12 protein-coding genes are annotated in these 12,991 nt (G+C 74.3%); 8 read left to right on the top strand and 4 right to left on the bottom strand.

Annotated elements, in window-relative coordinates; translation table 11 throughout:
• Positions 1-76: 76 nt before the first annotated feature.
• The 3 genes from FRADC12_RS14230 to FRADC12_RS28400 all read right to left on the bottom strand — a co-directional run bounded on the left by FRADC12_RS14230 (position 77) and on the right by FRADC12_RS28400 (position 3,201).
• Positions 77-598, bottom strand: a complete 522-nt coding sequence (locus FRADC12_RS14230; RefSeq protein WP_045877024.1) for a hypothetical protein — start codon at positions 596-598, stop codon at positions 77-79.
• Positions 599-1,220: 622 nt separating this feature from the next.
• Positions 1,221-2,081 (bottom strand): NUDIX hydrolase, encoded by an 861-nt coding sequence (locus FRADC12_RS14225; RefSeq protein ID WP_045879584.1) that lies wholly within the window; start codon positions 2,079-2,081, stop codon positions 1,221-1,223.
• Between the two features lie 346 nt (positions 2,082-2,427).
• Positions 2,428-3,201, bottom strand: a complete 774-nt coding sequence (locus FRADC12_RS28400) for a hypothetical protein (RefSeq protein WP_052710908.1) — start codon at positions 3,199-3,201, stop codon at positions 2,428-2,430.
• 536 nt (positions 3,202-3,737) lie between these two features.
• On the opposite strand from FRADC12_RS28400, the gene FRADC12_RS14215 reads away from it, so the two are divergent.
• Both FRADC12_RS14215 and FRADC12_RS14210 read left to right on the top strand, forming a co-directional pair.
• The gene (locus FRADC12_RS14215) at positions 3,738-5,162 is read left to right on the top strand and encodes an amidase (RefSeq protein ID WP_045877023.1); all 1,425 of its coding nucleotides are present in this window, start codon (positions 3,738-3,740) and stop codon (positions 5,160-5,162) included.
• A gap of 119 nt (positions 5,163-5,281) precedes the next feature.
• Positions 5,282-6,604 (top strand): PP2C family protein-serine/threonine phosphatase, encoded by a 1,323-nt coding sequence (locus FRADC12_RS14210; RefSeq protein WP_045877022.1) that lies wholly within the window; start codon positions 5,282-5,284, stop codon positions 6,602-6,604.
• 58 nt (positions 6,605-6,662) lie between these two features.
• Here FRADC12_RS14210 and FRADC12_RS31305 read toward each other — a convergent pair whose 3' ends face one another.
• On the bottom strand, positions 6,663-6,818 hold the full coding sequence (locus FRADC12_RS31305; protein ID WP_157488859.1) for a DUF4236 domain-containing protein: 156 nt from the start codon (positions 6,816-6,818) through the stop codon (positions 6,663-6,665).
• A 188-nt stretch (positions 6,819-7,006) separates the two neighbouring features.
• Here FRADC12_RS31305 and FRADC12_RS14205 point away from each other — a divergent pair, with 188 nt between their 5' ends.
• The 6 genes from FRADC12_RS14205 (at position 7,007) to FRADC12_RS14180 (ending at position 12,966) form a co-directional block, all read left to right on the top strand.
• Positions 7,007-8,647 (top strand): carboxylesterase/lipase family protein, encoded by a 1,641-nt coding sequence (locus FRADC12_RS14205; protein ID WP_045877021.1) that lies wholly within the window; start codon positions 7,007-7,009, stop codon positions 8,645-8,647.
• A gap of 101 nt (positions 8,648-8,748) precedes the next feature.
• Positions 8,749-9,504 (top strand): hypothetical protein, encoded by a 756-nt coding sequence (locus FRADC12_RS14200; RefSeq protein WP_045877020.1) that lies wholly within the window; start codon positions 8,749-8,751, stop codon positions 9,502-9,504.
• Positions 9,505-9,616: 112 nt separating this feature from the next.
• The gene (locus tag FRADC12_RS14195; RefSeq protein ID WP_045877019.1) at positions 9,617-10,033 is read left to right on the top strand and encodes a TOBE domain-containing protein; all 417 of its coding nucleotides are present in this window, start codon (positions 9,617-9,619) and stop codon (positions 10,031-10,033) included.
• Positions 10,034-10,109: 76 nt separating this feature from the next.
• Positions 10,110-10,916 carry a molybdate ABC transporter substrate-binding protein gene (modA, locus tag FRADC12_RS14190; RefSeq protein ID WP_045877018.1) on the top strand — a complete coding sequence of 269 codons (807 nt, stop codon included), beginning with the start codon at positions 10,110-10,112 and terminating at the stop codon, positions 10,914-10,916.
• On the top strand, positions 10,913-11,812 hold the full coding sequence (locus tag FRADC12_RS14185) for an ABC transporter permease (protein WP_502685251.1): 900 nt from the start codon (positions 10,913-10,915) through the stop codon (positions 11,810-11,812). Before modA ends, FRADC12_RS14185 begins: the two co-directional genes overlap by 4 nt.
• The gene (locus FRADC12_RS14180; RefSeq protein ID WP_045877017.1) at positions 11,809-12,966 is read left to right on the top strand and encodes an ABC transporter ATP-binding protein; all 1,158 of its coding nucleotides are present in this window, start codon (positions 11,809-11,811) and stop codon (positions 12,964-12,966) included. The genes FRADC12_RS14185 and FRADC12_RS14180 overlap by 4 nt, the downstream gene beginning before the upstream one ends.
• Positions 12,967-12,991 lie beyond the last annotated feature (25 nt).

Genomic DNA, 12,991 nt, shown 5'->3' with positions numbered 1-12,991 from the left:
CGGGCGGGTGGGTGCCCGGGCGGTTGGGTGCCCGGGCGGTTGGGTGCCCGGGCGGGTGGGTGCCCGGGCGGGTGGGTCAGAGCCGGGCGATGCCGGTTCCGCCGCGCTGCGCCGGCGGCTGGCCGCCAGGGCCGAGGGCGATCTCGCGACGGTCCGGGCCGTCGGCGCGCATCCGGGCGAGCGCCTTGCCGACCGGGACGACGGCCGCGCCGGCGCCGACGTCACGCAGGTCGTCGAGGCCCTCGTCGAGGTCGATCGAGTCCTCCAGGATGCCGATCGTCAGCGCGATCGTCTCGCAGGCCAGACCCAGGTCGTCGAGCTCGATCACCCGCTCGCCCAGCAGCTCCCGCCAGGTCGCCAGCACCTCCTGGTCCTGCGCGTGCGCGGTCCCGGCCGGGATGAGGAAGAAGACGTTGTACGTCCGCTCCAGCTCCTCGACGATCTCCCTGGTCGGGAGGCCGACCCGCAGCTGGTCGCCGACGAGGTCCCGGACCTGGCGGGCGTCGACCTTCCGGTAGGGCTTCTCGTCGCCGATGACGAACAGGTAGCCCTTCTTGGCGCGCTTCTCGAAGCAGTCCAGGGATGTGTGCCGGGCCATGACGCCGAGCCGGTCCGCGCCAGCCGAGCCGTGTCGACCAGGGTCGGCGCGTAGGCGGCGTGCCTCGGGTCGCCGAGCCGGGCCAGCCGCCGCAGGGCCGTCGCCTCCCGGGCTACGAGGTCGTCGTCGTCCGCCGAACGGGCCATCTTCACCAGCAGTTCGCCTGGCGCGGGACGGCCGTCGGCCGGCTCGACGCCGCCGGCCCGGTACAGCGTGGCCAGGTCGCCCTCGGCGTAGGGGCCACCGACGGTGTAGGCGTGCCGGGCGCGGCCGACGACGACCACGCCAGCCGGCCCGTCGGCACTCGGACCGGTCGGCACCCCGGCGGCGCCGTCCTGGTAGGCGAACCACAGCTCGGTGAGCCGGGCGAACGCCGCCGCGGCCTCGGCCCGCCGACCCGGCGGGGCGACATCCGGGTGGACCTGGCGGGCCATGGCGCGGTAGGCACGGCGCGCCGCGCGCGACGCCTCCCGGGCCTGCGTGCCGGCAGGGCCGAGCGGGCCGAACAGCACCGGCGCGGGCGGGCTCCGCCGCAGTACCAGGTCCACGATCTCGTCGAACGTGACCGGCGGGTGAGCCGTCGAGCCGGTCCTGGGGGGTGCGGCCGTGAAGGCGGGTGTGGTCATCGGGACTCCTCGTGCCCGGGACGCAGCAGCGCGGGGTGTAGCAGCCTGGCGGGACCGGCCCGGTAGAGGCGTGCCCGGCGGCCGCCGCGGGCGCCGCCGCGGGCGGTGGTGGCACCGGTGTCCTCGACGAACCCCGGCGCGGAGAGCACCTTGCGGTGGAAGTTGGGAGCGTGCAGGGGCTGGCCCCAGACCGTCTCGTAGACGGCCCGCAGCTCGGTGACGGTGAACTCGGCGGCAACGAACGCGGTGGCCAGCGGCGTGTACTCAAGCTTCGACCTGGCCCGTTCCAGGCCGTGCGCCAGGATTCGCGCGTGATCGAAGGCCATCTCGTCCCGCCTGACCGACGTGACCGGAAGCCAGGCGGCCGAGGCCGCGTCGCCACCGGCGGTCGGATCGGGCAGATCAGGGGCGAACGCCAGGTACGCGACCGAGATGACCCGCATCCTCGGATCACGCCCCGGAGTGCCGTACGTCCCGAGCTGTTCCAGGTGGATCCGGCCGAGCCGGCGGTCGGCCGCCCGCCGGTCGGGCGACGCGGCCAGGCCGGTCTCCTCGGCGAGCTCCCGGACGGCGGCCTCGCCGAGGTCCTCCTCGGCCCGGGAGCCGTCCGGCCCGACCGTCGTCCGGATGAAGCCACCCGGCAGGGCCCACCGGCCCTCGAAGGGCGCCTGGCCCCGTTGCACCAGCAGCACGTGCAGCGTGGGGACCGGCTCCCCGGCCGGGCTGCCCACCGGCCGGATGGTGAGCGCGACGACGTCGACGGTGACCGCGACCGGTTCGTAGTCGCGCGGGTCGTAGGACGCGAGGAACGCGACCTCCGCCGCCGCGCCGCTACCGGCTGAGGCCTCGTCCGTCATCGAGCTCTCCACTCCGTCGACAGTTCTTCTCGAATTGAGTAAATCTGAGATTGAGAAGAACCTATGCGACAGATCACCCGAGGGCAAGGGGTGTCCGGCAGGAGACATCGCCAGGCGGCGGACGCACGCTCAGGCGGGATCACCAGGGCTCACGGGCACACCGACGGAGCCGGCGGCGAACCACGGCCGCCGCCGCGCGCCGGGACCCACGGTCAACCTCCGGAGCGCGCGAGCCCCGGTCCGCGTCCCGATGGCCGTGGACGGCCGGGGGACGGTCGGGACGCGGACCGGTGGGAACCCCGTCACGTCAAGGACGGGTCGTGGTTCCCGCCAGCGGGGCGAGGTCTCAGGCGTCCGGCCGCCGGCGGGACCGCAGCCGCAGCCGCAGCCAGACGGTCCCGACGGCCGCGGCGAGCGCGGCACCGGCACCCCCGGCGACGGCGGGGTGCCGCCGGACCTCCTGGCCGAGCTCACGCGCGGTCTTCCCGCTCGACGCGACCGCCGCGGCACGTTCCGCCGCGGTCGCCACCCACGGGTGCTCGCCCGCCTGGGAGCGGACCCTGCCAGCGGCGGACCTGGTGCGCTCCGTCGCGGCGGCCACCTGGGGAGTCACCTTCTCGCGAGCGCTCGCGACGGCCGGGGCAACCTTGTCCTTCGCCGTCGAGACCGCGGGCCCGACCATGCCCTTCGCCGTCGAGACCGCCGGGCCTATCCTGGCGACGGCAGGGGCGATCTTCTCGCGGGCCGTCGCGACGGCGGGGCCCACCTTCGCGACGGCGGGGCCCACCTTGTCCAGAACCGTGGCCACGGCCGGGCCGACCCGCTGGCGCGCGCCCGCGACCACCCCGGGAGTGTCCGGCTCGCCGTCGGCCGGTGCCTCGTCGCCCGGCTGGACGGCCGGACCCAGCGCCGCCGCCGGCTCGCCGTCCGCCGGGTGGTGCCCGTTGGCGGTGGACGCGCCGTTGAGCCCGGCGACCAGGCTGCCGAGTGGCTCCCGGCTGGGGGTGGTGTCGTCGTTGCCGGGCGCGATATCGGACAACGCGGAGTGGGGAGCCGGGGGCTTGGTGGCGCCCTCCGGCGGGGTCCCGGTGGACTCCGACGAGTTGTCTGCTTCGGTCACCTCGTTCCCTTCTTGGTGCTCCGGTCGGTGGTGAATGATCGCCAGCGGGCGGGTGCCCGCGGGGTGCTGCCACGAACGGACCGCCCCACAACACCGGCCACACCCCGCAGGACGGGACATGGTCGGCAGAATGCGCATTACTTGAGCTACCCGTGGTGCTATGGAGATAGTCCGTCGTTCTTCACCGCAAGGACACCCCAACAGGGGCGGCGTGACCGAAAGACCGCGTGGACCACGACACGACATCTCGACGCACCCCACCTCGACGCGCGCCGAACGGCAGGCCCCTCAAGCCGGCCGCCGATCGGGGCGAATCCGCTGACCAGCGCGTTTCGGGCGACGGGAGGGGCCGAGGGGCCGCGTTCGGCTACGGTTTCCTGGGCGGCGGACTCGGCCCTCGGGCGCAGACCGGCGAACTCCGCTCCGGTGCGGACCCGACGGCGCACCGGTGGCGCGGGGCCCGCGCCACAGCGGCGGCCGGGCCAGGCCCGGCGGCAACGGCACGGCGGCCTCGTCGGGCCGGAGGGGAGGTCGGGGTGCGGGACGACCTGGTGGGCCTGCGCGACCAGGCCACGGCACTCGCCGCCGGCGCGGTGTCGGCACGCGAGCTCGTCGGCGCCGCTCTCGATCGCATCCAGGCGACCCAGTCGACGCTCAACGCGTTCCGGCGGTTGCGGCCGCAGGCCGCGCTCGCCGAGGCCGACGCGGCCGACCGGCGGCTCGGCGCGGGAGAACGGCTGCCCCTGCTGGGCGTGCCTATCGCGATCAAGGACGACACCGACCTGGCCGGCGAGCCGACGGCCTTCGGCGCGCGCGGTGAGTTCCCGCCGCAGCAGGCGGACAGCGAGATGGTGCGCAAGCTGAAGGCGGCCGGGGCGGTGATCGTCGGCAAGACGAACACCCCGGAGTTCGGGCAGTGGCCGTTCACGGAGGGCCCGGCGTTCGGGGTCACCCGCAACCCCTGGAACCTCGACCACACGCCGGGCGGGTCCTCGGGCGGGGCGGCGGCGGCCGTGGCGGCCGGCCTCGTCGCGGCGGCGGTCGGGTCGGACGGCGCCGGCTCGGTGCGGATCCCGGCGGCCTGGACGAACCTCGTCGGCATCAAGCCACAGCGCGGCCGGATCTCCAGTGCCCCGGTCTCCGAGCAGTTCAACGGCCTGACGACGTTCGGCCCGCTGGCGCTGACCGTCGGCGACGCGGCCCTGCTGCTGGACGTGCTGTCCGGCAGCGCGCCCGTCGACCGGGCCCGCCCGCCGGCTCCGGACGAGCCGTTCGAGGCCGCCGCCAGCCGGGAGCCGCGCCGGCTGCGGATCGGCCTGTCCCTGAAGATTCCGTACAGCGGCATGGCGGCCAGTCTCGACCCGTCGGTGCGCGACGCGGTCGAGAAGGTCGGCGTGACGCTGACGGAGCTCGGCCACGAGGTCGTCCTCGCGGATCCGGCGTACGGGCTGCTGGGCGTGACCTTCCTGCCGCGCTCGTTGGAGGCGATCGACGACTGGGCCCACCGGGTGCCCGACCCGCGACTGCTCGACGGTCGTACGGTCGCCAATGCCCGCACCGGCCGGGTGCTGCGCCCGCTGCTGCTCGCCGCGCGCGGGGCGGAACCGATGTCACGCTGGCGGATCGGCCAGGTGTTCCGGTCGGTCGACGTGCTGCTCGCGCCGACGACGGCGGTGCCGCCACCGCTGGTGGGCGAGCTCAACCGGCCGACGAACTGGGAGACCGACCACGCGATCGTCGCCGCCTGTCCGTTCACCTGGCCGTGGAACGTGCTCGGCTGGCCCGCGGTCAACGTGCCGGCCGGGCTGGCCCCCACCGGTCTGCCGCTGGGCGCCCAGCTGATGGGCCCGGCGAACAGCGAGAGCCTGCTGATCTCGCTCGCCGCCCAGTTGGAGCGGTCGCAGCGCTGGTACGAAAGGCGTCCGGGCCAGCGGACGGGCGCTGCCCCGTCGGCAGCCTGACCGGTCGAAGCCCGGATCTGGGTGCGATTTTCCGGTCGAAGAGGCCACCCGGCGTATATCGCCCCGATGAATCCGGCGGTACCTGCCCAGTGCCGGCAGGTGGACAGCGACAATGCCTCATGCCCTGGAAGCTGGACCGGGCGCTGGCGCTCGGGCTGGCCGTGCTGTGCTGCGCGGTCGGCATCAGTCTGCTCACCAACGTGGCCATGGCCGGGTACTTCGGGCTGGCCGCGCTGCTCGTCTCGGGCGCACGCGGCCCGCGCCGCACGGCCGCGATGGGCTCGCTGGCGGTCCTGGTGGCCGTGGTGTCCGGCCTGTGGGACCACCGGTTTCTCAACTCGCAGCATCTGGCCGCGATCGGGCTGGTCGCAGCGCAGTCGGCGGTGGCCGTCTGGATCGCGATCCATCGGTCCCGCCGGGAGTCGGAGCTGCGCCACCGGGAGACGGAGCTCGTCCGGGTGCGCGCCGTCGCCGACGTCGCGCAGCGGGCGCTGCTGCCCGAGGTGCCCACGACGATCGACGGCGCCTGCTTCGCGGCCCGCTACCTTTCGGCGGCCGAGGAGGCCACCGTCGGCGGCGACCTGTACGAGGTCGTCGCCACCCGGCACACGATCCGGGTCATCATCGGCGACGTCCGCGGCAAGGGCCTGCCCGCCGTCAGGCTTGCCTCCGTCGTCCTCGGCGCCTTCCGGGAGGCGGCGGTGACCTGGCTGGAGCCGGAGCAGGTGGCCGCGGCCTGCGCCGGGGCCGTCAACCGGGAGGCGGGCCCGGAGGACTTCGTCACCGCACTGCTGGTGGACATCCATCCCGACGGCCGGCTCAGCCTCTGCTCGGCCGGGCATCATCCGCCCATGCTGCTGGCACGGTCTTCCGCGAAGACCGTGGGGCAGGCCGACGGCACCGGCGGCGAGCCGGCCACCGGGCTCGGTCAGGTGCTGTTGAAGTCGCCGAGCCCCCCGCTGGGGCTCGCCGAACGGTTCACCCCGTCGTCCGCCCGCTGGAGCATCGGCGACCGCCTCCTGCTGTTCACCGACGGGCTGATCGAGGCGCGTTCGCCGGATGGCGAGTTCTTCCCGCTGGAGGACCATCTCGAGCGGCTGCTCGAGGGCACTCCGGAGCAGGCGCTCGACCGGCTGACCCAACGGGTCACCGAACACGCCGGCGGGCACCTGCGGGACGACCTCGCCATGCTGCTCATCGAGCGCCGGCCGCTCGCCACCGAGCCGGAGCCCACGGTCCCGCGCCAGCCGTCCGCGAACCACGGCGAGCAGCCGCGCTCCGTCCGGGACGAGGAGCCGCCGCCCGACGACGACCCCTACGACGTCGAGCCCGACGACGACCAGCCGGTGGCCACGGCCGACGAGGTACCCGCGGTCGAGGTGGCCGGGTCGGCCGGATCCGGCTGGCGGCGGCGGCGCGTCGGCCGCGCCCACCGGGGCTGACGGCGGCCCCGCCCCCAACCGGCGCCACGGCCCGAGGCTGCCCGGGCCCGGCGCCGGCCTAGTTGTTCCGGTAGTCGACCGGGCCGGGCAGGTCGATGGTGGACTGGCTGCTCCAGCCGTCCTTCGACCACAGGCTCCAGTCGATGCGGCCGAGCACGAAGCGGACCTGCTTGACGCCGCTGCCGTCGCCGTTGGACTGGAAGGGACTGAGCACCGCACGACCACCAAACTCACCGAATCCTCACCGGTGCACGAACCATGCCACACCGCCGAGGTGGACCGGCAGCGGCCCGACTACGCTCGACGGCTAAAGATCCGTTGTCGCGCGAGCGGCGCCGTCGGCCGCCAGCCGGGCGACAGGCCCGGCGTGTGTGGGTCTGTCTGACCGGGGAGGGGCCGAGGATGGGGCGCGCGCGGCTGACGGCCCTGCTGGCGGGCCTGTTGCTCCTCGCCGCCGGGCTCGGCGGCTGCACGGCCGGGACGGGAGGCTCCCAGCCAACCCGCGGCCGGCCGGCAGTGGCCGCCACACCGACCAGCTACACCGCGAACCCGGACGCGCCGCCACCACTGGTCGCCACGACCGACGGGCGAGTCAGCGGCGTGCGCACCGGGAAGATGGACCGCTACCACGGCATTCCGTTCGCCGCGCCCCCCGTCGGGGCGCTGCGCTGGACCGCGCCGCAGCAGCCGGCGCCGTGGTCCGGGGTCCGGGACGGCACGCGCGGGGGGCCGCCCTGCAAGCAGGACGGACCCTTATTCGCGATCTCCAGCGAGGACTGTCTCTACCTGTCGTTGGGCCGGCCGGCCGGGGCTCCGCTGACCGGACGCCTGCCGGTGATTCTCTGGATTCACGGCGGCGCCTTCGTCGGCGGCACCGGGGAGACCTTCGACCCGTCCGCACTGGTGGCCGGTGGCCCGGCGATCGTCGTGACGACGAACTACCGGCTCGGGCCGCTCGGATACCTGGTCGTTCCGTCGCTGGGCGCCGGTGACGCCGGAAACTTCGCCACCGAGGACCTCATCGCGGCGCTGCGCTGGGTGCGTGCCAACGCGGCCGGGTTCGGCGGCGACCCGAACAACGTCACGATCATGGGCGAGTCGGCTGGCTCGGTGAACGTCTGCGCGCTGCTGGCCGCGCCGGCGGCTGACGGGCTGTTCCAGCGGGCAATCATGGAAAGCGGCCCGTGCAGCTGGGAGCTGCCGACCATGGCCCAGGCCGCCCAGACCGGGCTGGCCCTCGCGGCCAAGCTGGGCTGCCCCGGCCCGCTGACCGCGGCGGCCTGCCTGCGGACCCGCTCGGCGAACCAGCTGGTCACCGCCGCGGCCGACGACACCGAGATCTTCAGCGCCTTCGCGTTCGCGCCGACGGTGGGCGGGACGACGCTGCCGCTCAGCCCATCCCAGGCGCTCTGGGACGGCCGGCTGGCCCGGGTCCCGCTGCTGATGGGCACCGTCACCGACGAGGGACGGCCGTTCACGAACCACTGGGCCGCCGAGGGCCCGATCACCGACTGGGGCGTGGACGCCCTGATCCGGACGCATTTCCCGGACCGGGACGACCGCGTGCTGGCCGCCTACCCAGCCGGCCAGGCCCCACCGCGCGAGCGGCTGGCGCGCATCATCACCGACGACATGTTCACCTGCCAGACAACCACGTTCGCGCAGCTGGCCACCGGAATCGCCCAGCAGCCGGCCTACCTCTACGAGTTCGACGTGCCCGACGCGCCGGCCAGCTCGCCCGAGTTCGGCCCGGGCGCCACCCACGGCTGGGATCTCGACTATCTGTTCCCCGCTGCGACCTCGTCCCAGCTCACCAGCCCAGGACGGGCCTCACTGTCCAAGGCGATGGTCGGGTACTGGACCCGGTTCGCCGCCACCGGCGACCCGAGCGGCGCCGTGACGACCGCCGGATCGCTGCCGGCCTGGCCACGCTTCGACGTCCGCACCGTCCGGGGCGGCCAGGACCGAATGCTGCTGACCCCGGCGAAGGTCGGGGCGGTGGCCGGCACCTGGTCCGCCCACCACTGCGACGTCTGGAGCTAGGACCGCGACCTCGCCGCCCTGGGCCGGCCGGGCTCTTGCGCCGGCTCGGTTGATCGGTCACCGTGAGCTGCGACGCGCCAGGGCCACGGGGAGGCGGCGGCATGGTCGGCGGCACGGCGGCGGGGGCGAACGGGTTCCGGCCCCGCGCCTCGGCGCTCCAGTTCACGAACGACTTCCCGCATCAGCCGGTTCTCACGGTCGCGATACCGGGCCTCGGCAAGCGGATCCCGATCGGCGACGCAAGCCGCGGCCTGTGCGGCGGCATGATCTTCACGGTTCGCGACCTGTTCGAGGCCGGCCGTAAGCCCCCGCCCGACGCGGCCCCGCCCGGGCCAGGCTCTCCCCTCTACCGGTACATCGTCCGGCGGCTGTTCGACAGCTGGGACCTGCCGCGCGGCGGGCTGCGCTACTACCAGCTGCAGGCGACCGGGGACGCCGACGTGACCTGGGCGCTCGGCCGGCGGCCCGGGCTCGGCCGGATCACGGTCGTCGACGAGTGGCCTCGCGTCCGCACCGACCTCGACTCCGGCCGGCTGCCCGCCCTCGGGATCGTCACCGTGCACTCGCTCGACCCGCTGAAGCTCGGCCTGAACCACCAGGTCCTGGCCTACGGCTACGACCTGGTCGGCACGACGGTCACCCTGCGCGTCTACGACCCGAACACCCCGCTCGCCGGCGCCGACGACGTCACTCTGTCGTTCGACCTCGCGAACCCGGCCGGACCGGTGCCCATCACGCACAACCTCCGCGTCGGCGGCCGGCCTGTCCGCGGGTTCTTCCACACCGCCTACCGCTGGTCCGACCCCGCGGTCATCTCGACAGCCCCGGATGGTCCCGCGACGCAAGCCAACCCCTGACCCACGGGACAGGCGCCGGCTTCCGCAATCACGTTGTCTTTGCGGCCCGATGTCCGTAATCCCGGAACGGTTCGGTCGATGTGTCCGTAAGTACGGGTGGTACTGTTCCGCCATGCCGAGGTTTCGGATCAGCGAGGCGGCGGGGCTGCTCGGTGTCAGTGACGACACCGTCCGCCGTTGGGCGGACATCGGCCGGCTGCCGACCGTCCGCGACGACTCGGGCCGTCAGGCGGTCGAGGGGGCCGTGCTGGCCCAGTTCGCCACCGAACTCGCCGAGGGCGTCGAATCCCCTGCCGGACGGGCGGTCATCGTCGGCGAATCGGCTCGCAACCGCTTCCCCGGGATCGTGACCCGAGTCCAGCGAGACGGCGTGATGGCCCAGGTGGAGATCCAGGCCGGGCCGCATCGAATCGTCTCGCTGATGAGCCGGGAGGCCGCCGACGAGCTCGGCCTGGAGCCGGGGGTACTGGCGATCGGCTCGGTCAAGGCGACGAACGTCGTGGTCGAGGTCCCCCAGCAGCATCGCTGAACGCCCGGTCGCACCGACGCGACGCCGTCATCACCCGCCGTTCCCGAGTCGTGTCACGTCGCTGTGGAGAATCCCCGTGCGCATACCCCGCCCCGCGGCGGCAGCCCTCGCCGGTGTGGTCACCGTCGTCGTGCTGGCCGGCTGCGGCTCCAGCTCCGGTGGTTCCACCGGAGCTGGAGCCACCCCGAGGGCGTCGAGCACGCCGGCGCTGTCCGGGACCATCACGGTGCTCGCGGCGTCCTCGCTGACCGGGACCTTCACCGACCTGGGCAAGAGCTTCGAGGCCGCGCACCCGGGCGTGACCGTGAAGTTCAGCTTCGGCGCCAGCTCCGCCCTGGCCACCCAGATCAACTCGGGTGCCCCCGCGGACGTGTTCGCGTCGGCCAGCACCAAGAACATGACCCAGGTGACCGACCAGAAGAACGCCGCCAACCCGACGACGTTCGCGACGAACGAGGCGGAGATCGCGGTTCCGCCCGCGAACCCGCAGCACATCGCCGCGATCGAGGACCTGGCGAGGCCGGGCGTCAAGGTCGCGCTCTGCCAGGCTGCGGTGCCGTGTGGCGTCGTGGCCCAGGCCGCCTTCGCCAAGGCCAAGATCACGGTTAAGCCGGTGACCGAGGGCCCCGACGTCAAGAGTGTGCTGACCACGGTCGAGCTCGGCGAGGTTGACGCAGGCATCGTCTACAAGACCGACGTGCTGGCCGCCGGCGGCAAGGTCACGGGCATCGCCATTCCGGAGAACGAGAACGCCTCCACCGCCTACCCGATCGCGACCCTCACCGCGACGAAGAACAAGGCGACAGCCGACGCGTTCGTTGCCTATGTGCTGTCCGCGACCGGCCGCTCGGTCCTGACCCAGGCTGGCTTCAGCCAGCCGTGACCGCCCCGCCCGTGACCGGCCCGCCCGTGACCGGCCCGCCCGCGCCCGCCGCGACTGGCGGTGGGCGCGGCCGGGGCCGGCCGCGGCGGACCGGCCAGGGACGGGCGCCCTGGCCGCTGGCCCTGCCCGCCGGCCTCGCCGTCGCGTTCCTGGTCCTCCCGCTCGTCGGGCTGCTGGTCCGGGCGCCGTGGCGGCGGCTGCCGAGCCTCCTCGGGCAGGCCGAGGTCCGCCAGGCCCTCGTCCTGTCGCTGGAGACGGCGACCCTGGCGACCGGCGTCTCGATCGTGACCGGGGTTCCGCTGGCATGGGTGCTCGCCCGGACCAGGCTGCCCGGACGGTCTGTGCTCCAGGCGCTGGTCACGCTGCCGCTGGTGCTGCCGCCGGTCGTCGGCGGCGTGGCGTTGCTGCTCGCCTTCGGCCGCAACGGCGTCGTCGGCCGCCACCTCGACAGCATCTTCGGGATCACGCTGCCGTTCACGACCACCGGCGTGGTGATCGCGGAGACGTTCGTCGCCATGCCGTTCCTGGTCGTGTCCGTCGAGGGCGCGCTGGCCGCAGCCGACCGCCGCTTCGAGGACGCCGCCGCGACTCTCGGCGCCAACCGCTGGCTGACCTTCCGGCGGGTCACCCTCCCGATGATCGCCCCATCGGTCGGCGCGGGAGCCGTGCTGTGCTGGGCCCGGGCGCTCGGCGAGTTCGGCGCGACCATCACCTTCGCCGGCAACTTCCCGGGCACCACCCAGACCATGCCGTTGGCCGTCTACCTGGCGTTGGAGAACGACCCGGACGCCGCGATCGCCCTTTCCCTGTTGTTACTCGTGGTCTGTGTGACCGTCCTGATCGTGCTGCGGCGCCGCTGGCTGTCCGGCGCGCGCGGCGTGGCCGCCGCCGCATGACCACCCCCGACCAGACCGCCCTGGCAGCCGGCCTCCCGCCCGCGACCGGTCCGGACTCCCAGGTCACGCCGGCCGGGCTGGTCGCGGACGTCGTCGTCGACCTCGGTGCCTTCACCGTCCAGGTGGCGCTCGCGGTGCCCCCCGGCGAGGTCACCTGCGTGCTCGGGCCGAACGGCGCAGGCAAGACGACCCTGCTGCGCGCCCTGGCCGGGCTCACCCCGATCAGCTCCGGGCGCATCGTCCTCGACGGTGACACCCTCGACGACCCGGCCGCCGGCGTGTTCAGGCCGGCGCACCGCCGCCCGGTCGGCGTCGTCTTCCAGGACTACCTGCTGTTCCCGCACCTGTCCGCCCGCGACAACGTCGCCTTCGGCCTGCGCGCCCGGGAGCGCACCGGCCGGCGGGAGGCCCGCCAGGTCGCGGACGGCTGGCTGGACCGGCTGGGCCTCGCCGACCATGCCGACCGCCGGCCCGGCCAGCTGTCCGGCGGGCAGGCGCAACGCGTCGCCCTCGCCCGTGCGCTGGCGCCCGCGCCCCGGCTGCTGCTGCTCGACGAGCCGCTGGCCGCCCTCGACGTCGCCACCCGCTCCGACGTGCGCGCCCACCTGGCCCGCGCGCTCGCCGCCGCGCCGACGCCGGTGCTGCTGGTCACGCACGACCCACTCGACGCGATGATCCTGGCCGACCGGATCGTCATCCTCGAAACCGGCCGCATCGTCCAGGAAGGGCCGGCCGCGGAGGTCGCCCGCCGCCCCCGCACTCGTTACGTGGCGCGCCTGGTCGGCCTCAACCTCTGTTCGGGGACGGCTCGTGGAGATCTGGTCACCCTGGACGGTGGCGGTCAGCTCCACATCCCCGCTGACAGCTCGCCGCCGGGGGCCGGTGCCGCGGTGCTCGTCGCGATCCGCCCGACGGCGGTGGCCCTGCACACGGGCCGGCCCGCGCAGGGCAGCCCCCGCAACGTGCTGCCAGGGCTGGTGGAGACGCTCGAACCGTTTGGTGACCGGGTCCGGGTCACCATCGCCTCCGACCCACCGATCCACGCCGACATCACGGCTGCGGCGCTCGCCGATCTTCGGCTCGCTCCGGGTACTCCGGTCTGGGCCACGATCAAGGCGACCGACCTTGCCGTCTACCCGGCCCAGGAGGGCTGACCAGCTCGCGGCCTGTCCCGGGGCC

Source organism: Pseudofrankia sp. DC12, from assembly GCF_000966285.1.
GTDB lineage: Bacteria > Actinomycetota > Actinomycetes > Frankiales > Frankiaceae > Pseudofrankia.
Note: the sequence above shows the minus strand (reverse complement) of the source record. Positions and strands in the feature narration are given on the sequence as shown.

Excerpts from the sequence above, each read along its gene's own strand:
- FRADC12_RS14230 (WP_045877024.1), bottom strand. The coding sequence starts at position 598 with ATGGCCCGGCACACATCCCTGGACTGCTTCGAGAAGCGCGCCAAGAAG.
- FRADC12_RS14225 (WP_045879584.1), bottom strand. The coding sequence starts at position 2,081 with ATGACGGACGAGGCCTCAGCCGGTAGCGGCGCGGCGGCGGAGGTCGCG.
- FRADC12_RS14210 (WP_045877022.1), top strand. The coding sequence starts at position 5,282 with ATGCCCTGGAAGCTGGACCGGGCGCTGGCGCTCGGGCTGGCCGTGCTG.
- FRADC12_RS14205 (WP_045877021.1), top strand. The coding sequence starts at position 7,007 with ATGGGGCGCGCGCGGCTGACGGCCCTGCTGGCGGGCCTGTTGCTCCTC.
- FRADC12_RS14200 (WP_045877020.1), top strand. The coding sequence starts at position 8,749 with ATGGTCGGCGGCACGGCGGCGGGGGCGAACGGGTTCCGGCCCCGCGCC.
- FRADC12_RS14195 (WP_045877019.1), top strand. The coding sequence starts at position 9,617 with ATGCCGAGGTTTCGGATCAGCGAGGCGGCGGGGCTGCTCGGTGTCAGT.
- FRADC12_RS14180 (WP_045877017.1), top strand. The coding sequence starts at position 11,809 with ATGACCACCCCCGACCAGACCGCCCTGGCAGCCGGCCTCCCGCCCGCG.